Origin of the sequence: Nostoc commune NIES-4072 (assembly GCF_003113895.1) — a bacterium.
GTDB classification, from domain to species: Bacteria; Cyanobacteriota; Cyanobacteriia; order Cyanobacteriales; family Nostocaceae; genus Nostoc; species Nostoc commune.
Window position 1 is genome coordinate 4,394,219 of record NZ_BDUD01000001.1, and the last position, 25,934, is coordinate 4,420,152.

Annotated in this window: 23 protein-coding genes, 1 tRNA gene and 2 pseudogenes; 8 read left to right on the plus strand and 18 right to left on the minus strand. The window is 43.0% G+C overall.

Annotation, left to right across the window (positions count from 1 at the left end):
- The first annotated feature begins 66 nt into the window (after window positions 1-66).
- Window positions 67-495 (plus strand): hypothetical protein, encoded by a 429-nt coding sequence (locus CDC33_RS19325; protein ID WP_109009903.1) that lies wholly within the window; start codon window positions 67-69, stop codon window positions 493-495.
- A 398-nt stretch (window positions 496-893) separates the two neighbouring features.
- Here CDC33_RS19325 and CDC33_RS19330 read toward each other — a convergent pair.
- Window positions 894-965 (minus strand) — tRNA-Thr (locus tag CDC33_RS19330).
- Between the two features lie 33 nt (window positions 966-998).
- Here CDC33_RS19330 and CDC33_RS19335 point away from each other — a divergent pair.
- Complete coding sequence (locus CDC33_RS19335) at window positions 999-1,292, plus strand: DUF3493 domain-containing protein (protein WP_109009905.1); 294 nt, start codon at window positions 999-1,001, stop codon at window positions 1,290-1,292.
- A gap of 449 nt (window positions 1,293-1,741) precedes the next feature.
- Here the strand turns inward: CDC33_RS19335 and CDC33_RS19340 are convergent, their stop codons facing one another.
- Window positions 1,742-3,436 (minus strand): DUF1565 domain-containing protein, encoded by a 1,695-nt coding sequence (locus CDC33_RS19340; protein WP_109009907.1) that lies wholly within the window; start codon window positions 3,434-3,436, stop codon window positions 1,742-1,744.
- 205 nt (window positions 3,437-3,641) lie between these two features.
- Between CDC33_RS19340 and CDC33_RS19345 the strand changes: the two genes are divergently transcribed.
- Together CDC33_RS19345 and CDC33_RS19350 are read left to right on the plus strand one after the other, a co-directional pair.
- Window positions 3,642-3,842 (plus strand): hypothetical protein, encoded by a 201-nt coding sequence (locus CDC33_RS19345; RefSeq protein ID WP_109009909.1) that lies wholly within the window; start codon window positions 3,642-3,644, stop codon window positions 3,840-3,842.
- Window positions 3,843-4,109: 267 nt separating this feature from the next.
- Window positions 4,110-4,472: pseudogene (locus tag CDC33_RS19350) on the plus strand (alpha/beta hydrolase); the annotation flags it as partial.
- Here the strand turns inward: CDC33_RS19350 and CDC33_RS19355 are convergent.
- The 7 genes from CDC33_RS19355 to CDC33_RS19395 all read right to left on the minus strand — a co-directional run bounded on the left by CDC33_RS19355 (window position 4,469) and on the right by CDC33_RS19395 (window position 13,216).
- Window positions 4,469-4,666: a hypothetical protein gene (locus tag CDC33_RS19355; RefSeq protein WP_012412012.1), complete on the minus strand. Its 198-nt coding sequence runs from the start codon at window positions 4,664-4,666 to the stop codon at window positions 4,469-4,471. The pseudogene CDC33_RS19350 and the gene CDC33_RS19355 sit on opposite strands and share 4 nt — an antisense overlap.
- A gap of 138 nt (window positions 4,667-4,804) precedes the next feature.
- Window positions 4,805-5,425 carry a low-complexity tail membrane protein gene (locus CDC33_RS19360; RefSeq protein WP_109009911.1) on the minus strand — a complete coding sequence of 207 codons (621 nt, stop codon included), beginning with the start codon at window positions 5,423-5,425 and terminating at the stop codon, window positions 4,805-4,807.
- A gap of 104 nt (window positions 5,426-5,529) precedes the next feature.
- Window positions 5,530-8,685 carry a translation initiation factor IF-2 gene (gene infB / locus CDC33_RS19365; RefSeq protein ID WP_109009913.1) on the minus strand — a complete coding sequence of 1,052 codons (3,156 nt, stop codon included), beginning with the start codon at window positions 8,683-8,685 and terminating at the stop codon, window positions 5,530-5,532.
- 482 nt (window positions 8,686-9,167) lie between these two features.
- Window positions 9,168-9,437, minus strand: a complete 270-nt coding sequence (locus CDC33_RS19375; protein WP_109009916.1) for a YlxR family protein — start codon at window positions 9,435-9,437, stop codon at window positions 9,168-9,170.
- A gap of 149 nt (window positions 9,438-9,586) precedes the next feature.
- Window positions 9,587-10,873: a transcription termination factor NusA gene (nusA, locus tag CDC33_RS19380; protein ID WP_181374076.1), complete on the minus strand. Its 1,287-nt coding sequence runs from the start codon at window positions 10,871-10,873 to the stop codon at window positions 9,587-9,589.
- 199 nt (window positions 10,874-11,072) lie between these two features.
- Complete coding sequence (gene rimP, locus CDC33_RS19385) at window positions 11,073-11,534, minus strand: ribosome maturation factor RimP (RefSeq protein WP_109009920.1); 462 nt, start codon at window positions 11,532-11,534, stop codon at window positions 11,073-11,075.
- Between the two features lie 263 nt (window positions 11,535-11,797).
- Window positions 11,798-13,216 (minus strand): hypothetical protein, encoded by a 1,419-nt coding sequence (locus CDC33_RS19395; RefSeq protein WP_109009924.1) that lies wholly within the window; start codon window positions 13,214-13,216, stop codon window positions 11,798-11,800.
- 449 nt (window positions 13,217-13,665) lie between these two features.
- Here CDC33_RS19395 and CDC33_RS19400 point away from each other — a divergent pair, with 449 nt between their 5' ends.
- Complete coding sequence (locus CDC33_RS19400; RefSeq protein WP_109009925.1) at window positions 13,666-14,367, plus strand: peptidoglycan-binding domain-containing protein; 702 nt, start codon at window positions 13,666-13,668, stop codon at window positions 14,365-14,367.
- Window positions 14,368-14,398: 31 nt separating this feature from the next.
- On the opposite strand, the gene CDC33_RS19405 is transcribed toward CDC33_RS19400, so the two are convergent.
- Window positions 14,399-15,292, minus strand: coding sequence for an SDH family Clp fold serine proteinase (locus CDC33_RS19405; protein ID WP_109012636.1), 894 nt, complete (start codon window positions 15,290-15,292; stop codon window positions 14,399-14,401).
- Between the two features lie 157 nt (window positions 15,293-15,449).
- Here CDC33_RS19405 and CDC33_RS19410 point away from each other — a divergent pair, with 157 nt between their 5' ends.
- Together CDC33_RS19410 and CDC33_RS19415 are read left to right on the plus strand one after the other, a co-directional pair.
- Window positions 15,450-15,671 (plus strand): AbrB/MazE/SpoVT family DNA-binding domain-containing protein, encoded by a 222-nt coding sequence (locus CDC33_RS19410; RefSeq protein WP_094327679.1) that lies wholly within the window; start codon window positions 15,450-15,452, stop codon window positions 15,669-15,671.
- Window positions 15,671-16,099, plus strand: coding sequence for a putative toxin-antitoxin system toxin component, PIN family (locus CDC33_RS19415; RefSeq protein ID WP_109009926.1), 429 nt, complete (start codon window positions 15,671-15,673; stop codon window positions 16,097-16,099). The genes CDC33_RS19410 and CDC33_RS19415 overlap by 1 nt, the downstream gene beginning before the upstream one ends.
- 100 nt (window positions 16,100-16,199) lie before the next feature.
- Here CDC33_RS19415 and CDC33_RS19420 read toward each other — a convergent pair whose 3' ends face one another.
- The gene (locus CDC33_RS19420; protein WP_109009927.1) at window positions 16,200-18,092 is read right to left on the minus strand and encodes a serine/threonine-protein kinase; all 1,893 of its coding nucleotides are present in this window, start codon (window positions 18,090-18,092) and stop codon (window positions 16,200-16,202) included.
- Between the two features lie 289 nt (window positions 18,093-18,381).
- Here CDC33_RS19420 and CDC33_RS19425 point away from each other — a divergent pair, with 289 nt between their 5' ends.
- On the plus strand, window positions 18,382-19,290 hold the full coding sequence (locus tag CDC33_RS19425) for a c-type heme family protein (protein WP_109009928.1): 909 nt from the start codon (window positions 18,382-18,384) through the stop codon (window positions 19,288-19,290).
- A 215-nt stretch (window positions 19,291-19,505) separates the two neighbouring features.
- Here the strand turns inward: CDC33_RS19425 and CDC33_RS19430 are convergent, their stop codons facing one another.
- The 7 genes and pseudogenes from CDC33_RS19430 to radA all read right to left on the minus strand — a co-directional run bounded on the left by CDC33_RS19430 (window position 19,506) and on the right by radA (window position 25,898).
- Window positions 19,506-20,756: a serine/threonine-protein kinase gene (locus tag CDC33_RS19430; RefSeq protein WP_109009929.1), complete on the minus strand. Its 1,251-nt coding sequence runs from the start codon at window positions 20,754-20,756 to the stop codon at window positions 19,506-19,508.
- 603 nt (window positions 20,757-21,359) lie between these two features.
- The gene (locus CDC33_RS19435) at window positions 21,360-22,214 is read right to left on the minus strand and encodes a Uma2 family endonuclease (protein ID WP_109009930.1); all 855 of its coding nucleotides are present in this window, start codon (window positions 22,212-22,214) and stop codon (window positions 21,360-21,362) included.
- 44 nt (window positions 22,215-22,258) lie between these two features.
- Window positions 22,259-22,738 carry an HNH endonuclease gene (locus CDC33_RS19440; protein WP_109009931.1) on the minus strand — a complete coding sequence of 160 codons (480 nt, stop codon included), beginning with the start codon at window positions 22,736-22,738 and terminating at the stop codon, window positions 22,259-22,261.
- Window positions 22,731-22,967, minus strand: coding sequence for a hypothetical protein (locus tag CDC33_RS19445; RefSeq protein ID WP_439956617.1), 237 nt, complete (start codon window positions 22,965-22,967; stop codon window positions 22,731-22,733). The genes CDC33_RS19440 and CDC33_RS19445 overlap by 8 nt, the downstream gene beginning before the upstream one ends.
- Window positions 22,968-23,067: 100 nt before the next feature.
- Window positions 23,068-23,217 (minus strand): annotated as a pseudogene (locus tag CDC33_RS38915) (serine/threonine-protein kinase); the annotation flags it as partial.
- Window positions 23,218-23,503: 286 nt separating this feature from the next.
- Window positions 23,504-24,253 (minus strand): Uma2 family endonuclease, encoded by a 750-nt coding sequence (locus CDC33_RS19450; RefSeq protein WP_181374227.1) that lies wholly within the window; start codon window positions 24,251-24,253, stop codon window positions 23,504-23,506.
- Between the two features lie 118 nt (window positions 24,254-24,371).
- Window positions 24,372-25,898, minus strand: coding sequence for a DNA repair protein RadA (gene radA / locus CDC33_RS19455; protein ID WP_109009932.1), 1,527 nt, complete (start codon window positions 25,896-25,898; stop codon window positions 24,372-24,374).
- Window positions 25,899-25,934: the final 36 nt, after the last annotated feature.

Below are 25,934 nucleotides of genomic sequence, written 5' to 3' on the forward strand. Positions count from 1 at the left end.
AACTACCCATCTCAGGCAAAAAGATACTCCACTATCTTGAAAAAGAAATTAAAAAAAGGATATCTCATGTCTTTAAAAACTCGTGGTTCTGCTGCTATTGATAAAGCCCAACTTCGTCTCGCCTTGCTTAAATCTATTGATGAAAATCTGGATTTAGGACATGGGTTAACCATTGAAGCTTACAACCACCTAATCAACATTACCCGTGCGATGCTAGAAGCTAATAATACGCTGGTTTCCAATCTGGAAGAATCGCGTAAAACAGTAACCCAGATGGATAAAGCTCTCTCCGAAATGTCTGAACGAATGCTAAGTGGAGTTGCAACTGTCTACGGCAAAAACAGTATGGAGTATTCCAAGGCTGGCGGCTCTAATCGAAAACGAAGTAAACAATCTAGTTCAAAAGTTACTCCAGTTGTAGCGGTTCTTACGACTCAACCTGCAATTGCCAATGCGTCAACTAACGGTAATGGCACAACTCCTTTGCTGCAATAATCCACACCTACTTAAACAAGAAATCAGATCCCCGACTTTTCTAAAAAGTCGGGGATTTTTGTCACCAACATTTTGTTATATCGAGGATGCGATCGCCATATAAAAATCTGGGTATCTTTGCTATATCAGGAAGGTTACCTGGAAGCTCAAGTTTGCTTTGATTTTTAGCTGCGGCGATGTCTGCGACGGGCTTCTCTACGAGAGGCTACGCCAACGCCTACGCTCCCGAATTAGTAGTAAATACCTAAATTCGTGGCACTGTCACATAATCACCATCATCAGTAATAATCTAGATTTGATAACAATAATTTCTCACAACGACATTAATCTGTCACGGACGACAAATAAACTGTACATGATTTGTGTCAAACTTGACTATTGAGCAATACTTTTATTAAAGCCGATGATGGGATTTGAACCCACGGCCTGCTGATTACGAATCAGCTGCTCTACCACTGAGCCACATCGGCGTACACAATCTAAGAGTATAACATGATTTAATCATGGTAGATCAAAATCGCAAAAATCGCCTTAACCCTGAACAATACGCCAGCCTCAAAGCAGAAATAGCCGCTCCTTATCGCGGCTTACGACAATTTTTCTACATCGCTTTTGGTGCTTCTGGCTCACTCGGTGCATTCGTTTTTTTCTTCCAAGTGCTTGCCGGACGCAATCTTGAGAGTGCAATACCAAGTTTAGCTCTTCAATTAGGAATTGTTGCCCTAATGGTCTTCCTCTGGCGCTGGGAACAGCGTCGGCAACGAAGCACCCAATCGGGTAAAAATTCTAATTTCTGAAGTGAGAAATTTTAGTGGTTAATTTTTTATTGCTTTCCTTTGATATATCTTTATATTCTTCAAATTTATTAAGGCTTTGATGAAGATGAAAGTATCAAAAGAGAAAAAATAAAAAAATTATTAGGAAATCTCAAAAAGCCAAAATTTCTGAGAAACTAGAAATCGTTGAAACGGGGTCAGCCCATATAAAGACCCTGACCATAAAACCAATCACATTCAAATGGGGTCAGCTATATTTAAAGACCCCAAATTTTATATTTAAAAACCTCTAAAATTAAAAAAATCGCAATTTTGGAAGCGCCAGACTGATAATTGTTAGTCTGGCGCTTCCAACTTGCTAACTAGTACAGCACGGTGGAAATAAACCACCCATTCAAAATAGCCAAAAAGTCTGCCTTATAAGCTTTTTGACTTTGGACTTTTAACTTTTGCCATGCGGTACTAGGCATTTACTGAACTGTTACCAAATAGGATGAAGGAATTGGTTGGGCACGTCCAGCATTGACAAGTGCCTGGTAAACAAAGGCAGCAACTTCGGCTCTAGTCGCTTCACGATTAGGATTTAGTTGCTTTGCTGTGGGATAGTTGATCACTAATTGCCGTGCAGTTGCCGCAGCAACCGGAGCGATCGCATAATTAGGAATCTGGGCAGCATCGGTGTAAAAGGAAAGGACATTCTGATTATTACTCGCAGTTAAGCCCAAACCATTAGCTAAAGATACTAACGCCTGCACTCTGGGAATTTTTTGCTGTGGCTTAAAAGTGCCATCAGGATAACCAGAAACAAATTCACTCTGGTAAGCAGATTGAATTGCAGCGTTAGCCCAGAAATTGCTTGGTACATCCTTAAATTTAATGGCTGCGCGTTTGTTTGGTGGTGTTAGAGCTTTAGTGACAATAGTGGCGAACTGAGCGCGGGTTACAGGATCATTGGGTTTAAAGCTGCCATCAGGAAAGCCAGCAATAATATTTTGAGAAGCTAAAGCTTCAATGTAGGTTTTTGCCCAGTAATTTGCTGGCACATCCTTAAAGGCGACAGGCCCTCCAGGCGGTGCGTCAACAGTTGCAGCAACGAAATTTACCGAACCGAAAATCTTTTTCTGATCGATATCGTTGCCAACAGCGAGAATTTGACTGGTTTTTGTGGCGTTGTTCACATCATAACGAGTGTTATTGCGAATCAAATTTCCACCTGGATTTTCGTTAGTACCAAGGTCGGGTTGAGCATTGACAGTTGCTACTACACCATCCCGCTTATTGTTCTGAATGACATTCTTACGCAATACGGGTTTGGCTGATTCGGAGATATAAAGACCATCTTGGTTTTGGACGATTTGATTTTCCACAATTTGGGGTGTGGAAGTGCCACCGATCGCTAGACCAAAACCAGTATCCTGAAATAAGTTATTCCTGATTTCTCCTTGGGCAGTTCTAGCAATTGAAATCCCGTTACCTTTGTTTTGCACAAAGATGTTACTTTCAATAGTGGGATTGGCTGTACCCGTGACAAAAACACCTTCTCTGACACTGTTAGTAAAAGTACTGTTTTTGATAATCGGATTAGTTGACTCCACCCACACACCCGTACCCCGGCTATTTGGGTTGGTGACAGTAACACCTGCGATCGTGGTATCTCGTTCGGCAAGGATGGTAATGTCCTGTCTGGCAAAGGTGCGACTAGTGTAGAAACCTCCACCTGTAATCAATATCCCCTGACCTTTAGTAGTTTCATCACCCCGCAGTGTCACCCCTGGTTTCATTAAGAGCGGGAAGGTTTCGCCACTTTCCTGGTTATAGTTCCCAGGTGCTAATTGAATAACTGCACCTGGTTGGGCTTGACTGAGAGCGAAACTTATGCTTTTGTAGGGTGCAGATGAGGTTGCACCAGCACCAGCACTATCTGCACCAGTTGCTGGGTTAACGTAAATCACTGCGGCTGTTGCAGGAGCTTGTGCTGTGATTGGGGCGATACTTTCTGGGTGAGTCGCACCAGCATTAACCTCATCAGGTAGTAGTATTGACCCACTAGAGACAACAACCATTGCCGTTAGTCCGGCTCCCACGCGTAAAGTATATCTGAGATGACTGCTAGAAAGAAGGCGAAAAATCTCCGCTAGATAAATGTGAAAACCCCGGTAGTTCATTTTTTCCGTCTGTGATGTGCTGAATTACAGTGTGTCGAACAAGGTTAAAGATAGCAAGCAGCCTTGTAGCTGCTACAAAACCCATGCAAAACTATACTGGATGATTACCACTGATTCAGCTAAATTCCTTAGATAGATCACAGAACTTATACATTAGTTATATTTTTTATTCAGAAAATTCTACCAGTGGCCTGTCAAGTCAACAATGCTGAAATCCCCCGGCTTGAAGCCGGGGGATGAGTTAAAGGAAAAGCAAACCTATTGGAAATGGCAAGAAATGCGTTTTAAATTTTTGGGGCTGCGTCGCGCCTTACTTTTAGTAGGTAGTACCTGCCTTCTGCTTTTGTCCCCGCCCGTCTTTGCTGCGGAACGAGTGGTGCTAAACTATGGTATCTTCCTTCAGTAGTGCTGAGTACTGAGTGCTGAGTGCTGAGTATAACCCCATAGTTAAAACTAGGGGATTGAAAACAAGGACGTATTTTTTCTTGCACTACGTGTCTCAAAAAAAATATTTTTATTTTTTTCATAAATAAATTGTAAGGATTCAGACCCTATATGCTGAGTGCAATTAATTTTACTTTTTACTCAGCACTCGTTACTCGGCACTCAGCACTGTTTTGGTGAATCACTTTCCGTAGAGGAGCTGTCTACCTTTGCCTAAACAGGTGAACTTTCACGCTCACTACGAGTTAATTTTGCTTTGGCGCGACAAGATCCTAAAGCCATCCGTCAATATTTGACAGAGCCGGTGAAGGTAAACCTTCTATTTTTAGATAGAGTGCTAAATAGCCGGATTGGTAATATTATTTTGGATCAAATTAGTCAAGTTATTTATACACCGTCTCACAGAGCAAATCGGCAGGCTTTGCAAGCTGCTTTGGTACTTTCTGCGAGTCAAGACGGGCAGGTGTCGCTAATCGAAATTATTAAGAATTATCCTACTAATGAAGTCGAAGTTGATGGAAAACGCTTGCAGGGTGCATACCGTCAACTCCGCCGCTTGCAAACAAGCCTACAAGATTTATTTGGTGTTTAGTAAGCTAAAGTTTCTAAAGTTTCCCTTAAATACCGTTGTACTTGCTGTTCCAAGCGAATTCCGTGTAATTGAGCATCGCGTTCTAGTTGCCAGCGTTGAAAACCGGAACTAGTGGAGATCGCACATTTGAGGCTATACCAAATTTCAGTATCAGCAGAAAATTGGCGATCGCTAGAAGCTGGAATTTGAGCCATACTTTCTCATTCCTTTATTTTAACTTCAACGGTAATTGGGCATGGGGCATTGGTTATTAATTCTTTTCCCTCACTCCCTCATTTCCCCCTAGTCTCCTTTCTAGCCCTTTAAAGTTAAATAATATACTTTACGGGCTGCTACGAATCTGTATTAATCCTAAACAAAGATTCCAACAACCGGGGCACGATTTGATTAACCCGTACTCCTAAAATTGTAAAATCCTGCTTAATCTTTTCTAAAGATAATGGCTCTATGCCAGCGAATTCTGTGTCATTAGTCACTAAAACTCGCATTACACTCACAGGTATTTGTAAAAATAGATTGCTGCCTAAAAATGCTAAACCCGCAAACAATAATGCAACGCTGCGCCATTGTGGGAGAAATTTAGCTGAATTTGCTACTAATGGGGCAATTTGGTAAAGCTGCCACAGCACCCAAACCGACAATACTGCTGCTACTAATGCTAGGATACGATTTACCTTTGTATTAATTAAACAGAGAATTTTTCGCTGCCGTTCGGTCAGATTTTCTGGCTTTAGGGCTATTCCTAAAAGAGCAAATATATAAAAAGGGCGACGCAACTGCATCCATAGCAAAGGCAAAATACCAATGGCAGCAACTAAAAATAGCTCCATCCACACTGGTAAAAACGGCTCGCCTACAGACAGAAAAAATAAGCAGAGGACTAAAAAAACAGGCAACGTCGCTAATCCAGCGACGTGAATCCACAAAATAGGTTCAGAGCGAAATGAATGCATATATAAAAAGTTATGAGTTAAAAGTTAGGAGTTAAGAATTAGCAGCCTTTAACTCCTAACTCTTAATTTATCACTCCTAACTTCTAACCATTTTACCCTTAACACTACCTTGTTAAGGTGAGAGTGCGGCGCTTCGTAACCATCTGATAGGCTTCGATGATGTCACCTTCAACCCAATCATTGAATTTATCGATGCCGACACCGCATTCATAACCGGCGTTGACCTCACGGCTATCTTCTTTCATCCGTTTTAGGGAGTCAAGGACGCCTTCAAAGATCACCTTACCGCCGCGTCGCACCCTGACTTTACAGTTGCGAACTAGCTTGCCAGATTGAACGTAGCAACCGGCAACCGCACCGCGACCGACTGGGAAGACGGCCCGGACTTCGGTTTGACCCAAGGGTTCTTCCACCAACTCTGGTTCCAAAAGACCTTCCAAGGCATCTTGAATATCTTCTAGGAGTTTGTAGATTACGTTGTATTCCCGAACATCTACACCCGCTTCATCGGCAGCTTGTCTAGCGCCACTAGCGAAGGTGGTGTTGAAGCCAATAATTACAGCGTTACTGGCAGCTGCTAAGTCGATATCTGTCTCGGTGATTTCCCCAGCAGTAGCCAACAGCATCCGAATTTGGACTTCGTTTTGCGGGATTTGCTTGAGCGCTCCCACAATGGCTTCTACGGAACCTTGTACGTCTCCCTTCAAGATCAAGTTGAGTTCTTTCAACTCGCCTTCTTGTGCTTGAGCCGATAGGGTTGTAAGGGTAACACGACCCTGTAACAAACGGGATAAGCGTTGTCTGTCGGCGCGATCGCTAGCGAGCGCTCTGGCTTCTTTCTCGTTATGGAAGACCTCGAACTCGTCGCCTGCTGCTGGTACATCACTTAAACCTAGTACCTCGACGGCAAAGGAAGGAGAAGCAATATCTACTCTCTTGCCTCTGTCATCTACCATCGCCCGAACTTTACCGAAAGCCGAACCCGCTACCAAGATATCTCCTACATGCAGGGTGCCATTCTGAATTAGCAGGGTAGCAACTGCTCCCTTGGCTTTATCCAGATGTGCTTCAATTACAGTTCCTTTGGCGGTACGATCTGGGTTGGCAGATAGTTCTGCAACCTCTGCTACTAAGAGAATCATCTCTAAGAGCGTATCCAGGTTTTCACCTCTGATGGCGCTCACCGGAACCATGATTGTCTCACCACCCCAGTCTTCTGAGGTCAGACCATATTGGGTAAGTTCTTGTTTAACGCGCTCTGGCTGTGCCCCTTCTTTGTCAATTTTGTTAATTGCAACAACAATTGGCACTCCCGCAGCTTGGGCGTGGCTAATGGCTTCAATGGTTTGAGGACGGACACCATCATCGGCAGCTACTACCAACACGGCAATGTCTGTTACCCGCGCTCCTCTGGCCCGCATAGCTGTAAAGGCTTCGTGACCAGGAGTATCCAGGAAGACTATCTGCTGTGGTTTGCCCTCATGTACCACATCCACATGGTATGCACCAATGTGTTGAGTAATACCGCCAGCTTCGCCAGCAGCCACTTTTGTTTTGCGGATTGAGTCGAGCAGAGTTGTTTTACCGTGGTCTACGTGACCCATAATTGTCACGACTGGCGGACGGCGGTGGAGATATTCTAGGTCTTCTGCGCCGACCATTTCTGTAATTTTCCGAGCTTCTGCTTCTCGCTCGACGGTTTCGACTTCTATTTCTAGTTCTTTTCCTACCAGGGTAATCGTGGGAATATCCAGATTTTGGGTGATACTCACCGCCATGCCTTTGAGGAACAGGATTTTAACAATCTCTGTATCGGGAACGGCTAAAACGTCAGACAGTTCTTGCACAGTCAAGGGGCCTGTGATCGTCACCTTTTCGGGGCGATCGCGCTTTGTATCGGCTTCTTGTTGGCGACGGTTATTCTGATGGTCACGGCCAGAACCAGATTTAGAACCAGGTTTTCTACTGCCTCTAGCAGTTGGGGCGCTAGCAAGGCTTGCGCCTGGCATCTGCACAGGTCGAGTCGCTTTGGGTTTGGGAGGACGGGCAATGGAAAGGCTGACTTGGACGGTGGCTGGTGAGTCTAGATCGTCATCATCTAGCAAATCTTCTTCAAACTCATCATCCAATATCGGCTTGATCCGCTTGCCTTTAACGCCAGCTTTAGCCTTCTCTTTAACTTCGTCAATTATTTCCTCTTCTACCCACTTTTTGCCGCCTTTGGTCGGGCGAGGCGGAGTTGGGCGTTTTAAATCGAGGAGATCGGGTGTTACGATTGGCTCATCACCCAATCCTTGAGATTTGCCTGCTATTCCTGACATCTGCCTGGGTGGAGTAGCGATCGGCATTGCGGCTGCTACTGCTTCACCAGGGCGAGCTGGTCTGGGTCGTTGCCCCTCTCCTAGTTGTGATGGTGCAGATGGTCTATTGACCCTCTGCTCTGGTCTGCTGGGTGCAGGGGTAGGACGACTTGTTCTTTGTGGTGCACCTGGTGGAGACTGATCAGTTGGCAGTTTAGCAACTCTGGGCTTAATTTGTTCGCGATCGCCTTCGACGGGTCGTTGCCGTTGGTCGCGTTTAAGAATCGGTTTGTCTGCCTGGGATACTGGCTCATCTACCGGGGCAACTTCTGCCGCAGGTCTTGGCGGTGGGGCAGCTAATTGCGGTTTAATCGGTTTTTCCGCTTTCGGTCTGGGTGGAACTATTTTTTCTGGTTTTTGGGATGCTATTTTTTCCGACGCCTGATTTGGATTTGGCGTTTGTTCCAAGTCCTTAACAGGAGGTTGCTCTTGAGTCTCAGATTGAGTCCGGGGCACAGGTCGAGTTGGTGCTGCCGGCTTCATGGGTGAGACTGGTGTAGCGAAAGGCCGTGGTGGAGAGGGAGGATTAGCTTCAGACAAGGCAGCTTGGGTATTGGTAGCAACTGACGCCTCTGGGGCGTTGGGGGTAGTATTTCTCAATATTTTGGGTTTGCGTATTTCCAAAATTTGCTGTTTGTGGGGTGCAGCAGGTCGGGCAGATCCGCCGTTTGGTGGTGAGTTTGGTTTATGGTTGGTTGTACGTAGTTCCTTTTTGGCAAAGACATTCGTCGCTGCGAGTTTTTCCGCAGCCGTGCGGATGCTTTCTGCCTCGGATTCTGAAATCGTGCTGCTATGACTTTTGACCGAGATGCTGAGCTGGTCGCAAATTGCTAGTAGCTCTTTGTTATCCAAATTCAATTCCTTTGATAATTCATAGATTCTAACTTTGCCGTTGTTCATCCACTCTTCCCCTTTAATTTACAGTTTTAGCGGATGGTTGCCTGGGAGTGCGACATCTCCATCCTTGGATTACTGTTTTTAGACTGCCGTTCAGTTTTTGCCGGTGCCTCCAATCAGGAAAGAGAGATGTTTCGGTTTAATAATGGCATCCCCACCAGGAATGATGGTTGAGGGACACCCATAAAAATTTTTTAAATAAAAGATTTTTATAGGAACCCCTGACGCCGAACTGCGCCTGAGCGCTACCAGGTTGCCATTTTGTAGTTTCTTGTTTTGGTGATTCTGAGCCTTCCACAACACAATCGATTACATCTTGTTCTGGGAATCTTGCCTCGCCCCTCTTAATTATTTGAGAGCCGAATGCCTTTTACACCCATTTACTATTTTGGCACTAACCTTAACGATCAACAGAAGGTGTTATGAAAGCGCGACTTCGGGTTTCGCACTATTGCTCTGATGATGACGTCACAAAGTTGTTCCAATTAAATTTGGTTTTGGGTATTGCACTGGGCTAGACGTTGCAACAAGCTTTGGTACAGTGTTTCTGGCACTGATGCATGTAGCGATCGCCCTAGTCGATTTTTTTTTTGAGCTGCTTGTAAGCAACTCGTTTGCGGACAAATATAGGCAGAACGCCCCATGCCCTGATCTAATTGTACCTTTCCCGATGGAAAGACGCGGACAATCCGCCAAAACTCATCTTTTGAGCCTACTTTCCGGCAACTAATACAGCGCCGATAATTTGGTTTCATCGCTTCTGGGTGATCTCAGTCGAGCATTCTGGATGTAAAAAGAAGTTTATTATGACTATTTTTTACTCATACCAAGTAGCTTTTGAGAAAATAATCCTTGAGACTGACGACTACAATCTACAGTATCAAAACTTTACAAAATTAATCAATTATTCATCATCGTCATTGTCAAAAGTATCCTCCTCTTCTGATCCGTCCTGATTTTCATCCTCGAATTCTTCCTCATATTCAAGATCGTCTTCCTCTGATTCCTCTGATTGATATTTTGTTCTTACAGCCAGAAACTTAGCATCTTCTCCTGCATAGTCATATTTAGCTTTGTCTTTGATGTCTATTTTCCAACCAGTCAGACGGGCTGCCAAACGGACATTTTGTCCTTCTTTGCCTATGGCTAAACTCAATTGATCTTCGGCCACTAGTACGTGAGTTTGCCGGGATTCTGGGTCCATTAGGCGTACTTCATCTACCCGTGCTGGACTTAAAGCATTAGCGATATATGTTGCTGGGTCTGGCGACCAGCGAATTACGTCTATTTTTTCACCACGTAATTCGTTAACTACCACTTGAATTCGCGATCCCCTGGCTCCGATACAAGCGCCTACTGGGTCTACATCGCGGTCAAGGGTATCTACAGCTATTTTAGTCCGGGGACCCACATAACGGGAAGGGGGGTTTGCCTCCCTCGCTACGGCAACAATCCGTACCACTTCATCTTCGATTTCTGGAACTTCGTTGGCAAACAAATAAACCACCAAACCAGCATCAGCACGAGACACAAGCAACTGTGGCCCTCGTTGCTGACCTTGGGAGACTTTTTTGAGATATACCTTGAAGGTGGCATTTGCGCGATAATTATCGTTGGGCAGCTGTTCCCGCTTTGGTAATTCGGCTTCTACTTCTGGTTGACCAAAGCCACTGCTAACTGCCAGAACTACTGATTGCCGCTCAAACCGCAGAACTCTTGCTTGCAGGACAGTTCCTTCTAAATCTTGGAACTCTTCTTGCACCATTTGGCGCTGTTGATCCCGTAATTTTTGCGCTAGTACCTGCTTGGTTTGCATCGCCGCCATCCGACCAAACTCTCCTTGGTCGGGGGTCACATCCAGCACCACAGAGTCCCCTAACTGCGCTTCGGGAGCTACTTGTTGAACTTCATCTAGGGAAATCTGGTGGTCTGTGTTATTGACTGCTTCGACAATGGTTTTGGTGGAAAGAACGCGAAAGCCTTCTCCTTCAATATCAAGTTCTACTTCAAAATTCTCAAAATAATCTTCGTCAAACTGTTTGCGTTCTAAATTTTGGGCGCGACGATAACGTTCGTAGCCTTTGAGTAGTGCTTCTCTAATAGCTGATTGAACTGCAAGACGGGGTAAATTCCGCTCACGACTTATACTTTCAATTAATTCTTTTAATCCAGGTAAAGTAACCATTGACATAAGCAATCTCCTTTAAAAATTAGGGAATGGGGACTGGGCATGGGGCATGGGGCATTGGGCATGGGGCATTGGGCATGGGGCATTGGTGCAAAGGGGAAAAACTTGCAGCAACTTCCCCTCTGCTCCTCTGCTCCTCTGCTCCTCTGCTCCTCTGCTCCTCCAATCCCTAGTCCCTAGTCCCTAGCCTTTAGTCACCCGTTTATCGGCGCTCGTCTAGCTGCACCTTAGTAATTAGGGAGCGGGGAATTTCGACTACACGACCTTTTTGGTTTAAGTAAAGTGCTGTCTCATCCCGGCGAATCAACTGACCAGTCCACTCTGGTTGTCCGTCGTAGGGGGGCATTGTGGAGATGATGACAGGAAATCCTTTAAAGGAAATAAACTCCCTGTCTGTTACCAGTTGCCGCGAAATCCCAGGACTAGACACTTCCAGGACATAAGCATCTGGAACGATTTGGGCAGCATCTAAGGAGGCTTCTAAAGCACGGCTCATCCTCTCACAATCATTTAACCCGGTGTCTTGCTCAGGATTGCGAATGTCTACCCGCAAAACTGGTGGACTTTGGTTAGTGTGAAAAACCACGCCAACCACTTCCAATCCCAGTTCTTCTGCTACTGGTGTCGCCAAATCAATAATTTGTGGAACTAAAGGATGAGCCATGAGAAAATTCAATAAAAAAAGTGGGCACTGACCCACTTCCTGCGATAGGTATATCTTCCAAGAAGTCTTGTGACGAATCAATTATGATTCGCCTAATTCGTAGTTTAGCGCATTTCTTTTATAGTCGTGTATTGGGCGTTGGGCATTGGGCATTGGGCATTGGGCATTGGGCATTGGGCATGGTTCAATAATCAGTAGTTCTTATTCTGCCTCCCCTGCCTCCCCTGCCTCCCCTGCTCCCCCTGCTTCTTCTGCCCCCTGCCTCATCTTTTCACTATTGCTGGAACTGATACTTGTGTTCGTAACTGTCTGGTTTGATCGATAATTTGCTCTATGTCTTCTTGGGACAAACGCTGGACGTAGTTGATTTTGATTTCCTCTAAGAAGTCAAAAAGTAAACTCTGAATTTCTGAGAGTACGTTTTTTTCCTTTATTTGAGATCCTAAGACTTTGCTAAAGCTTTCTACTAGTTGACTGGTGAGTTTTGCGCCAACAGGATCTTCAACAGCATTAACTAACGTTTTGTAAAGATTAGTTATGATTTGAGTTGCCAGTTGTTCGCTTAACTGGATTTGAGCCTGTCCCACGCCAGGGAGGTTCTGAAGGTCGCGGTAGACGGGGACTTGGTGGAAGACGGTTTCGATGTTGTGGCGCAAAATGGCGACGATCGCAGGTTGGATTTCGGGTAGCACTTGGTAGACAATTGTCTTTACTAAAAGACCTGCGATCGCTTCCACTTCATTTACATTATTAATATCTATGTAGGGACGTAAATTTTCTTGTTGCACTAGCCAGCGCGTTAAGTCACCCTTCTGAATTGAACCCTGAACCTGGTTAATTACTCTCACCACTACAACTTCTGTGAGTTCTTCAGCAAAGTTGGCGACAATTCCCTGATGAATTTGCTTTCGCACTGGATGCAAATTTAACAACTGCGCTTGATCGAGGCGGATTACTACAGCTAAAATTCGCAGCCACCGCCAAAATGGCAGTAGTAAAAATAGGTCGTACCAACGCCACAATACTGCTTCAACCCAGCTTAAGCCAGGATGTCGGCGTCTAATTAAGAAAGTGCGCCCTAACAATTCTATGCCGAATAAAATCACAAAGGGTAAGTCAATAATCCAGAAATTATCAACAAATTCGCCATTTTCACCGATTTGGCGGAAGTAGTTAGAGGCAATCAAAGGGCGGATGCTCTCGTTAAAAAAATTAATTTCTTTAACCCAGCCATTTTGTGATAGGTAGGGCTGACTCCAAAAAGTGGCAAAGGACTGTTTTGCAGATTCTTTACCAATGTGCGATCGCATCCGCTTTTTGATTTTTTCCAGAGTCCCACTCTTATTCACTCCCGCAAACGGGTTACTGTCAATCATCTCGCTGCTAAGACGCCTTATTTCATCTAGCCTGCTATTTACCTGAGAAGACTCTAACCCTGTTTGGTTGACTTGTTCTTCTAATGCGTCTACTGTTTCTAGATAACTTTTTGTGTCTCGATGGGGTTCGATACCTTTTATTGGGTCATAAATCTGAATAATTTGGGGAAGTTTTCGCAAGTAGAAATCTCGCCAAGGTACGTAACTTAAATTAAACAAAACTAAACCTAAATTTACGGTGGCAGTAATTGCCATTATTCTTTCAAACCAAATATTCTGTTGTTTAGAAGATTTTATATTTTTCATGCTTTGTCATATATTATACAGTTTTGACTATTTGGAATATAAGCTCTTTCATTTATCGAAACAGAATTCAGGAGCCAGAATGGGCTAAACCCTAGCTATCCGTTAACAGAATGTATTTTGAAGGAAGGTGGTCAAAACCCGCTCCGTTCGCGCAGCATCTCTAATTGCCCTCGCTCTAGCTTGACACAAGTGACAGATATATGCACTACTGTAATTTAGTGTTCAATGGGTGGATTCGATTCAAATGATGCTGTATCTCTGCTAATACAAGATACTCCTTTTGATGGATGACACAAATTAGTTTTTGTCTAGAAAGTTAAATTTGACAAAAATAATTCATAAATTATTCAAAAAACATTAAAAAATTGCGAAAAAAGTTATTAAACAAACTTAAAATGCAGCTGTTAACATTTATAATCCTGCTGATTTAACTCAAAGGAGTTTTAAGTATGTGGTGTGGGTTTGGAAAATCAAGCGCGAACTTTGCTGTTACTTGCCTGATAACTGCTAGCGTCGTAATTGCAGACACAGGTTTCGCAGCCTCTCAACGTAGCTATACCCCTCAGCAATTCCGTGCTGTGTTGCGAGGGTTAGGCTATAACGTCAAGGTAACAAATGGCCCTTTGACGGATGACCAAACTAAAAAGGCAATTCGTGAATTTCAGACGGGTTATAAGCTAAAACCAGTTGATGGAATAGCAGGGCCAAAAACCCAACAATTTGCTGCTAACATCGTTCAGATTTTGCACACAAATTTGAATGCAGTGGTAAAGCCAAATCCTCCCCTACCGCGAGATCATTTTTATGGTTCCCGCACGGAAGAAGTGGTGAAGGAGTATCAGAAAAAATATCAGTTGCAAGAAACTGGAATTGCTAATTTAGCACTCCGCCAAAAGCTGAATGAAGAAGCAAAGACAGTCATCAGTCAGCCAACAGCTAAACCAACACCTACACCGACGGGTAAACCAACAGCTAGACCGACGGCTAGACCAACAGCTACACCAACAGCTACACCAACAGCTACACCAACAGCTACACCGACAGCTACACCAACAGCTACGCCAACACCTACACCGACAGCTACGCCAACAGCTACGCCAACAGCTACGCCGACAGCTACACCAACAGCTACACCGACAACTACACCCTAATCGCCAGCAAAAACTCCTACTCCAAATCCTCTCAAGTCATTTGATTTGGTTCTTCTAAGGGTCTGCCCTTGGGCATAGGTAAAATTGGACGGCGGTCATTGTAAGGCATAGGAATGTACTGGACGCTGGGTCGGCCTCCTTGTGGCTGTGGGTACAAATCCATGAGATCATAAATAGAATGGGGCAGTCCGACAGTTACGGGCAGCCCCATTTCTGTTGCTTCTTCTATAGTTATGGGATAGTCGTGGGTGACGCGGCCAGTTGTCAAGGCTTCGATAATCGATTCAATATTTTCTGGCAGAACTTTTTGTTTGGGTATACTGTCTTTTAGCAGAGTTCGTACAAACCTCTGTACCTGTTGAATTGCTTTGCGTGAGAGGTCGGCCATAATGAGAGTTTGGTCATCAATCTCACCGATAGGTTTATCTTCAACTACTTTTAGGATACTTGCTGCTGGGTAATTACCTAACTGGGGATCAACTGGCCCTAAGACAGCGTTAGCATCCATAATAATTTCATCAGAGGCGAGTGCAAGCATTGTACCGCCACTCATAGCATAGTGGGGTACAAAGACTGTAACTTTTGCCTGGTGGCGAATTAATGCTCTGGCGATTTGTTCTGTAGCTAAAACCAAACCACCAGGAGTGTGCAAAATTAAGTCAATCGGCACATCTGGGGGTGTAAGGCGAATTGCTCGCAATATTTGTTCTGAGTCTTCGATAGTAATGTAGCGAGATAAGGGAATTCCCAGGAAACTAATAGACTCTTGGCGGTGAATCAGCAAAATTACCCGACTTTTGCGTTCCTGCTGGAATTGTTGTAAAGCACGCAAGCGCCGATATTCTACTTGACGTTTTTGCCAAAGGGGTTGCAAAGAAGTCAGAAGCAGGAAAATCCAGAATAAATCACCAATACCAAAGCCCATAAATATTAATTTTTGTTCAAAAATAACGGTTGTCGTCATTATTGTGACAATTTTTGGGCGATCGCATTTCTATCTGTAGGTTTAATTTAGTAAGGTAGGATGTATATACTCAAGTAAGGATTCCTTACTTTTGATAGCAAATGCTAGGAGGCAAGTCATGCTCGCCAAGTTAACTTCTAAGAATCAATTAACGTTGCCTAAAAGTATTACTCGTGAAATTGGGGAGGCTGAGTATTTTGAGGTAAAGGTGGAGGGGGGGCAAATTATTCTGACTCCTGTAAAAATTCATCGGGCTGATGCGGTTCGATCTAAGCTGGCGGATTTAGGGCTGAGTGAGCAGGATGTGGCTGATGCGGTGGCTTGGGCGCGTCAGTCGTGATGGGTTGTCCACGGGTGGTAATTGATACTAATATCATCATCTCGGCGCTGATATTTGGGGGCAGAGTATCTAGGCTTCGTTTGGCATGGCAGGACGATCTCTTCACTCCCCTGGTTTCTAAAGCGACAACGACTGAGTTAATCCGAGTGCTGGCTTATCCAAAGTTTAAGCTCACGCCAACTGAGCAAGAAGATTTACTGTCGGATTACATACTCTTTTGTGAAGCTGTAGCGATGCCCGACCGCTTGCCTGTAATTCCTGAATGTCGTGACCCGTTTGATGTACCTTTTTTACTTTTGGCTATGGTCAGTGAGGCGGATTATCTTGTGACAGGCGATCGCAATTTACTCAGTCTAAAAGATAATTTTTCTTGCCCGATTATCACGGCTGAATATTTTCTAAATGTTATTGATGGTCAGTCGCCCTAATTTTTCCGGTGATGCTGTAGGTTTAAAATTCACTGATTACACTAAAGAAAAGTATTATTAAAAAACTTAATATTATTACGAATTACAAATTACGAATTATTTAGTACTCCCTTCGCCAAATCTTGATAGTGTCGTCATCACCACCACTAACTAGGGTTTGACCATCGGGACTGAAGGCGACGCATCGAACATAACTAGAATGTCCTACAAGTGTGCTGATTTCTCTGCCACTTTGTACGTGCCACAGTTTGATAGTGTTGTCCCAACTGCCACTAGCAAGAAATTGACCATCGTGGCTAAAGGCAACTGACCAAATTGAATCAGAATGACCAATAAGAGTACGAATTTCTTTGCCTGTATTTACATCCCACAATTTAATTGTGTTGTCACCACTACCACTGGCGATAATTTCCCCATCCTTGCTGAAGGCGATACAGTTAACAAAGAAGGAATGACCTAATAATGTGCAAATGTTTCTGCCTGTGTATACTTGCCATAATTTAATGGTGTAATCAGTACTGGCACTAGCCACAAGCTGTCTATCTTTGCTATTCGTTGCAGGCGTTGTTGGAGAATAGGCAACTGACGAAACTGAGTCAGAATGGCCTATCAGAGTTTGGGTTTCTATGCCTGTGTGTACTTGCCACAGTTTAATTGTGCAGTCAACACTGCCACTAGCTAGAAATTTGCCATCTGGACTAAAGGCAACGGAATTTACCCAATTAGTATGACCTGTGAGAGTACGAATTTCTTTGCCTGTGTTTATATCCCACAATTTGATGGTGTTATCCCAACTACCGCTAGCTAAAATTTCCCAGTTCAGTTCTGCAACTCCCGCAGATTTGCCTGACTCCCTTTGATAAGAAAGCTTTGAGGAGACTGGGCTAAAGGCGACGGAATGAACCATACTGGAATGACCAGAAGACCAACGACCTAGTTGACGCACTAGCTTGCCAGTACCTAGTTGCCAAAGTTTAATAGTATGGTCATTACTGCCGCTAGCAATAAATTGCCCGTCTGAGCTAATGGCGATCGCATGAACCATACTAGAATGACCTTTGAGGGTCTGTACACATTGCCACTTCTGTTGATCTAATACAAGTGGAGGTGGTTTAAGTCTACGCGTTATCACTAAGTTAGATGATATTGGTGGTATTTTATCGCCACCAGTATCAGAACTCAATAAATCCAACCACTCCTGCACAGACTGGGGACGATAGGTTGACTCCAAATCCATGCCGCACATAATAGCCTGATTTACCCTGTCGCTGATTTTAGGATTAAAATATTGTGGTGGTTCTAAATTAATATTGTGGCGTCTATCATCTGCACTTGTCGGTATAACTGCGGTAAGCAAATTATACAAAGTAGCAGCTAAGGCGTAGATATCAATATATTCTCCTCGTGGCGCTTCTGATTCATACTGCTCAGGTGGGGCAAAACCAGGAGTACGATACACTGTATGCCTTTGGATCATATTGGGAATAAATTCTCTAGCGATGCCAAAATCTATCAGCACTGCTTCTGCTTTATCAATGCGGATCATAATATTACGTGGTTTGAGATCCCGATGCAGCAGCCCTTTAGAGTGAATTAGCGTTAAAGCGTCGCCAATTTGCCTAATGTACAGTAGCGCTTCTCCTTCTGATAGCACTCCCATCCGTCTTAGGCGCTGTCCTAAGTCTTCGCCTTCGATGTAATCCATCACCATGCAGGGCAAATTTCCCTCATCAAAGATGGTTTCTATCTGTACTATATGAGGATGATGACACACAGCCAGCCTTACTGCTTCATCACGGAAGTCTTGCCGTAACTTGTTTCGGTGGAGTATCCAGGCGGGGTGATTCAAGATTTCTTCTTTAAGAGTTTTAATCACTCGCAGTTGATTCCGTTGATTTCTGGCAAGATAAGTAATGCCAATTCCGCCTTCACCTAGTTGGCTTTCAATAATGTACCGTCCACCGAATAAAGACTTTCCTGCATTCCACACCATTAGTAATATTTGACAATTCCTGGTATTTATTTTGGCACGGTATCAGAACAGCCAACACGAATTTTTGGAAATTCAATTTTGTTTCGCTGTTGTAGCTTTTTGCATTATTTACTTAGAGAACATTTTCATTAACCTCAATAATTACTAATATAGAGTTGGGTAATACCTTAATAGTTTTAGGTAAACTATACCTTTACAGCAAAATTTTATTTAATTGTTCATGCTAAAGTAAACGATGACTTTAGCGATATTTGGTCACAATAATTTGACTTGTAGGTAATGTGAAATTATGCTAAAGAATCTAAAGCTGAAACAAAAATTTACAATTCTCCTACTGATAATTCTAACATTCGGTCTAAGCTTGAGTGGATTTGCTCTTTCTTCTCTGCTTAGAGAGAATGCTAAACAAGATATTAGCTCAACAGGTCTTATGCTCATGCAAACCATGAGTTCTATTCGTAAATATACCAATACTCAAGTTAATCCAGAGCTAGCTGATAAATTGGCAACTGAGTTTCTGCCGCAAAGTGTGCCTGCATACTCAGCACGGGAGGTATTTGAGATTTTACGGAAAACACCAGACTACCGTGATTTCTTTTACAAAGAAGCAACTCTCAATCCCACAAATCTTCGGGATAAGGCTGACGTTTTTGAGACGGAAATTGTAGAAAAGTTCAGAAATAAATCAGACCTTAAAGAACTGAGTGGATTTCGCTCAATTCCTGGTGGAGATATATTTTATATTGCTCGTCCCTTACCAGTTTCTGAACAAAGTTGTTTAGTCTGTCATAGTGTACCAGAAGCTGCACCTCCAAGTATGATTAATCTTTATGGTACAGCTAATGGATTTGGGTGGAAGCTGAATGAAATTGTCGGCGCTCAGATTATTACAGTACCAGCAAATAACGTCATCAACAAAGCTCATCAGTCTTCCTTAGTAATTATTCTAATTGTATCAACTATTTTTATAGCTACTATCCTGTTAGTAAACTATTTCTTGAATCGACAAGTTGTTATACCTCTCAAACGCATGACTCGCATCGCTGAAGAAGTTAGTACTGGACACATGGAAGTTGAATTTGAGCAAATGTCTAATGATGAAATCGGTAATTTAGCTAAAGCCTTTAAACGGATGCAGTTAAGTTTAGAAATGGCAATGAAAAGAATCAAACGCACTCAAGGAAGTATAGGGGATTAAAATAGTAATTCGTAATGACGCTCGTTCCTTGCTAACGCTGTGCTATCGCTAAGAGACGCCACGCGAACGTTAAGGTAATTTGTGATTCAGTTGTGCAACGAAGATTTAGACTCAACCACAAAAATGGCTGCGCTTAGTTGCTCTTTACTTAAACTTTGAGAATTAGTTAAACAATTCAAAATTATCTCTAAATGAATGGTGGCCTAAATATTTATTTATGAGAATAAGCTTTTTTTGAACTCAAAAGCTGCTTGAAAGTCAGGAATTTCCCTGGCTATGAGTTCAATAAATTGGTCGGGTGAAATGTAAGGATTTTGATCTAATATTTCTTCTATAACGATATTTGCCATAGGCCCAATGTGGTAAGCTAACTCTTGGTGACAATGTTTAATAAATGCTGGTTGGAGGGGAGGTTGCTGTTCTTTGATTTGCCCAATTTGCGGAATAGCTGATGAAGTAGGTGAACTAAAAATTGTTTCTCCAGGTTGGTTGTATGACTGCGATATTGCCGACATAGGCTGAAATTCAGGATTAAATACGGTGGGGGGCAAATCATCAAGCATGATTGCAGGAGACATTACCAGTTTTGGTTCTCCAATCCGCTCTAAATCTATAAGAACTTCACTTGCTGCTTGGTATCGCTTGTTAGGTCTATCTGCTAACATCTGATCGATTACTTGAGCGAATCCATCAGTAACATAGGTATAATAACGCCAGTTCCATTCTAAGGAATATTGATCCATTAGTAAGGATGGATCTCTACCTGTGAGTAATACAATAGCTGTTACTCCCAAAGCATAAAGGTCACTAGAGGGAGAACATAAACCCAAGCTAATCTGTTCACGCGGAGCATACCCCACTTTACCGACAAGGGACATTTTGCCAACAAAAGTCACCTGGTTGTTAGAACTTCTGCTTTCATTCATGTCAGCAATTTGCTTGCCTACACCGAAATCAATCAGCACTGGCAGATCCTTACCATCAGGTAACATGATATTATCAGGCGAAATATCTCGATGGATAATGTTGTGCTGGTGAACATATTCCAAAACAGGTAGCAGATTTTTTAGCCACTCTATAACTTCTTCTTCAGAAAAGTTTCTTCCTTGACGTTGAAGTTCTCCTAGCAGCCTAGAATATGTTTTACCGTCAACATACTCTTGTACTAGGAATAACCGACCATCTCCTTCAAAGCAAGCCAAAAACTTGGGAATTTGAGGATGTTGTAATTGATGAAGAATTTTTGCTTCTCTTTTAAACAAGTTGCGATATTGTTCCAGCCCACTCTCCCCTGTGCCAATGGGCGCAAACTCCTTGAGAACACAAGCTTCATTAAACCGACGAGTGTCAAAGGCCAAGTAAGTTCGCCCCAATCCTCCCTGCCCCAGAAGTTTTTGGATAATATAGCGGTTATCGATTAGAGTTCCAGCAGCTATTTCTGGTCTTGTCATAGGGGACTGTGACATTTCATCGCACTCCTAGCGATTTTATTATTGATTAATTATTCAGTTTGCTGAAAGTCAGAAACTCTAGCAGATAAAAGCTTATAACATCCTTAAAATTGAGGTTAGCATCACTGTCAAGACAAGGAAATACACTCTTCTACAATCTTTCGACGGTCTTGTGTGACCAAATAGACAATTTTTACCTGAGTAGTTCGATCATACTACTCATACTTACGTATTTTAGCAGCCAGAATTTAATCAGTGTCTGCGGTAATCTCTGCGACTGCTCTGGGCATCGCCTTTTGGATTTGCAGATGAACCACATTTTACCTCTAGTAATTCAATTGGCACTGAGCTTTGGAACAGTAAGGATATAGCATGATATGATAGTTTCTCAGAAAAACTAAGGTTGCTATAGACTTCCCGAAAAAATTATTATATGTATTTCAAGTGCTGAATATGCGTTAGCGCAGCTCGTCGTAGACATCGCTCTCAAAAATTAATCTTTCTGAGAGTTAATATCGTTATCAAATAACTGCTTCGGCATGGGCTATCAAAGTTTTCATTACAAGTGATTCCTCAAGAGCAGAAAATTACGCTACGTATAATAAAATACTTTTGAAGCTACAATAATTCATCTAGTTCATCCGGATTCACGCCCAACTGACGCAAACGTTCTGCTAATTGTTCCGCTTTTCGTTTGGCTTGAGTAGCTTCTTGTTTAGCTTCTATAGCTTCTTGTTTAGCTTCCCTAGCTTCTTGTTCAGCAATCATAGCTCGTTCAGTTGCAGCAGCAGCTTCCTCTGCGGGTGCGGGAATTAATTCTCCCGTCAAAGTGAACCACCTCAACCACAACCTTTCAATATCTCGAAATGAACCTTGCCATAAGCCTAAACTTAAATCTATCTCTGGCATTAGTAGGTATCCATTAGTCAAGTTCATCGGTTCATAATGACCGCCGACTAACTGAAAAGCCCGAAGTTCATTAGTATAGCGACTAAAAACAACATAGTAAGGAATCCGCAAAATTCGCTCATAAACTTCCCATTTGCTAGGAGGTTTATCTGCTGCACTTTCTCTTGTTGTGCCTAAATCTTCGTCTTCCGTACCTGGAGATAATAACTCAACAACCACGAAGGGATTTACTGGCTCTTGCCAAGTTACATAACTTAATCGTAAGTCTTGCCCTTTGTATAATTTTCTTACCCCTACTACACCAAACCAATCTGGGCGCTTATACCACAAAGGATGCTGTAAATCATAATAGAGATTAAGGTCAGCCGCACTGTAGACTAGTTCCGGATTCCAGTTAATCGGCTGAAAAGTTAAGTATAAAAGTAAGGGTTGTAAAAAGTGAAAATCGTCTGGCAAGCCTGGTTCCTCTGGGTTATCACTTGGTAAATCATACATCGTTGGTAGTGTTTCCCAAGGAGGAAGCGGCGGGTCAGATTGGCGAATATAGTGAGGAGAAGAAGTCATAGTAAAAATTGGGTTTAATATTTTTCGGCTATTATTTTTATTGATTACTTTGCCCTTGGATCTTCATTAGGAGGATGTAAGCCAGCTTGAATCCAAAAACCTCGCGCACTCAGAATAGAGTCATTTTCTGGATAGCGTTCGTCGTTCATATCAAGTCGCTTGCATGTTGCTCTACCAGTGGCGGTAACTCCAATAATTGTCTTACCATTTGCTGACCAAAGAAAAATTGTCTTACCATTTGCTGACCAAAGAAAATGCTCTGACCAAATTTGTTGACGAGGATTAAATAGGGGTACTATTGCTTTAGTCTCTGAGTCATATCCAGCGACAAAGTTGTAGCGATGTTCATTACAACGACGACAAGCCAAGGCTAAATTATTAAGTTCATCAGAACCACCAATAGACTTTGGTATCAAATGGTCTACTGTAAATATTGTAGTGGAAATGCGTTCTGGAGAATGGCAATATTCGCACAGATAATTTGCGCGTTTACGGACAATTTCTTTAGTAGCATCATCAATCATTGTGTTGAGCTACTAACATCGCATTTATATGGGTAAAAATCCTATCTAGTTCTGCAATCTCTTCAAGTTCGATAATTTCTTCTGGAGTTAGTAAATCAACTTTTTTGCGTTCTAAAAGTTCTTCCATCCGTGCTTGCAGTTCATCATTAAATTTGAATAGGTGAAACTTATCCAGCTTTTCTATTCTGATACTGCGGATTAAGGATGAAGGTCTAGCAATTGCAGTCATTATACTGAGGGCGATACAATTTATCAATATTGTGTTTCTATTGTAGTGTTTTAATAGCTATGAACATTGATATTACTTGGTTTTAAATCCCGATGTAGTAATCCAGGATTTGTTCTCTGAGGGTTTTGATGACTCGCAATTCACCTCGTCGATTTTTTGCTAGATAGGTAATGCCAATTCCACCTTCACCCAATTTTCTCTCGATTATGTAGCGATCGCCAAATAACTGCTGCCCTGGATTCCACGCCATAGATAAAAACCGTAGTTTTATTGGTATTTATTTTGGCACACACAAAACTCTGTCTTGTGTCGATAAAGATTTAAGGTGCTGCTGATGCAGCCTAAAATAAGCAGTGTATTCAATCGTAATAAACTTATGGTGTAGGCGTAGCCCGTCGTAGACATCGCAGTTGTTAAACCCTCGTCTTACCTAACAACTGCTATTCAGCCCTACTTAATCATTTGTGAGAAATAAGATCCCCGACTTGTCAAAGAAGCCGGGGATCAGTGGCTTTTAATTTTTCCTAAAACATTCATCACACTTCTGGCTCAATTCCCGCCGCCCGCAATTGTGCTGTTAGTCGTTCAGCGCGTTGGCGTTCTTGTTCGGCGCGTTGGCGTTCCTGTTCGGCACGCTGGCGTTCCTGTTCGGCTAACTCGGAACCCCAAGGTAAAAGGTTTCCTTGTTCATCCCACCACCGCAACCACTTTCCTGTGCGGTTTTCACGAGTACCTTGCCACACCCCAAGGTAAAGATTCATTTCTGCTATCCAGTAGCGTTGATTTTCATCAGGCTCTTGCAAAATGTACTGTTCTGTGTTGTGTAAGCGATACATTTCGATACTGCCGCTATCTGGCTCAAAGATGATGTAGTTTGGTACTTTTAAGATGCGCTCGTAGAAAAACCATTTCCCTGGGGGATATGTCGCTTTGATAGAATATTCTGTCTCCTGTGTATCGGAAATAAATTCCATTACAATTACGGGAATTTCACCTTGTAGTTGAGGGGTATAACTGCGTGTTACTTCTTCTCTACTAACATTAATTTTGGCAATAAAAGCCCAATCAGGGGCTTTAATGACCATTTTGTTGTTTAGGGTGGCACAAATACCGTAATTAGTTGTTGTTAGAGTATTAGTTGAAATTTTTCCGACTAATTGTAGGCTTTCCGTGAGTGCAGCAGCTAAAGCTGGTTGATTGATGTTGTCCACTGGATCATCTGGGAGTTTGTAATCATCGGGTAGTTTTTCCCAAGTGATTTGGTAGTCTTGGGTGAGGGTTGTCATAGTGGGTTTTCCTTTGGAATTGGGCATTGGGCATTGGGCATTGGGCATTGGGCATTGGGCATTAGTTATTAATTCTTCTCCCCCTACTCGCTCATCTTCCCAGTACCCAGTCCCAGAATTACTCATCTTCATCAGGTTCTAAATCGTCTGCTGTCAATTCCTGATGCGGGATGGCGGCGATAATCGCATCTATTACTTTAGATACTGGTAATATTTCAATATTTAAGTCAGGAAATTTTGTCCCTTTTGGCACGATCGCTCTTTTAAATCCCAACTTAGCTGCTTCTTTCAACCGCAATTCCATTTGGGAAACCGATCGCACTTGTCCACCTAAGCCAACTTCACCGATTAATACTGTACCTGGATCGACGATGCGATCGCGGAAACTAGCTACAATTGCGATCGCAATTCCCAAATCTACCGCAGGTTCTTCCACATTCAACCCACCCGCAGAAGCAACGTAAGAATCCAATTTCGACATGGGAATTCCCACCCGTTTTTCTAAGACGGCAAGAATTTGCACTAAGCGGTTGTAATCTACGCCAGTACCAGCACGACGGGGTGAGGGATAGCTGGTGGGACTCACCAAAGCTTGCAATTCTACAACTATCGGGCGAGTGCCTTCGCAAGCAACGACAATGGCAGTACCAGGTGCAGGATCATCACGGTTGCCTAAAAATAGCTCTGAGGGGTTGGCAACTTCCCGCAGTCCATCTGTCACCATTTCAAAGATGCCGATTTCGTGAGTTGCCCCAAAACGGTTTTTCACTGTCCGTAATAACCGATGGGAGGCAAAGCGATCGCCTTCAAAATACAACACAGTATCCACTAAATGTTCTAAAACTTTTGGCCCTGCGATCGCTCCTTCTTTGGTAACGTGTCCCACAATCAGCATAGTGACATCTTCGTGCTTTGCCACCTTCATCAATGCTGCCGTACATTCCCGTACCTGAGCTACTGAACCTGGTGCAGAAGTCAGCGCTGGAAAAAACACTGTTTGGATACTATCAATCACCGCCACGTTAGGCTTTAAAGAGTCTATTTCCCGTAAAATTTCTTCTAAATCTGTTTCTGGTAGTACATATAAATCTGCACCTATACTGTCAGGGTCTATGGGAAGTGTCGCATCTACTACCACAGTGGTATTCTCATCATTAACCACATTTACACTTTTTGATACTCCTAAACGAGAAGCTCGTAATTTTACTTGCTGTCCCGATTCTTCACCAGTTACGTAAAGGATGCGATATTTCTGTGCTAATTGATTTGATACTTGCAACAATAAAGTCGATTTACCAATACCTGGATCGCCACCAATCAGCACCATAGAGCCAGGGACAACCCCGCCACCAAGCACTCGATCCAATTCTCCATAACCAGACTCCCACCGGGCAATTTGGCGATCGGTAATTTGGTTAAATGTTAAAGAGGCTCGCGCTTTAGCTGGTTTAGCCTGAGATTTGCCATTAGTTTGAGTTGATTGCCAACCACTCACTCCTCCCCGACTGGGTACATCTACTGAGGATTGAATAGAAATTTGTTCTTCTAGAGAGTTGTAAGTGCCACAAGCAGGACATTTACCAAACCATTGGGGCGATTCTGCTCCACATTCATTACACACAAAAAAGGTTTTTGCCTTTGCCATTCTTAAATCTTATTAAATAATCTTAATATTTACTTA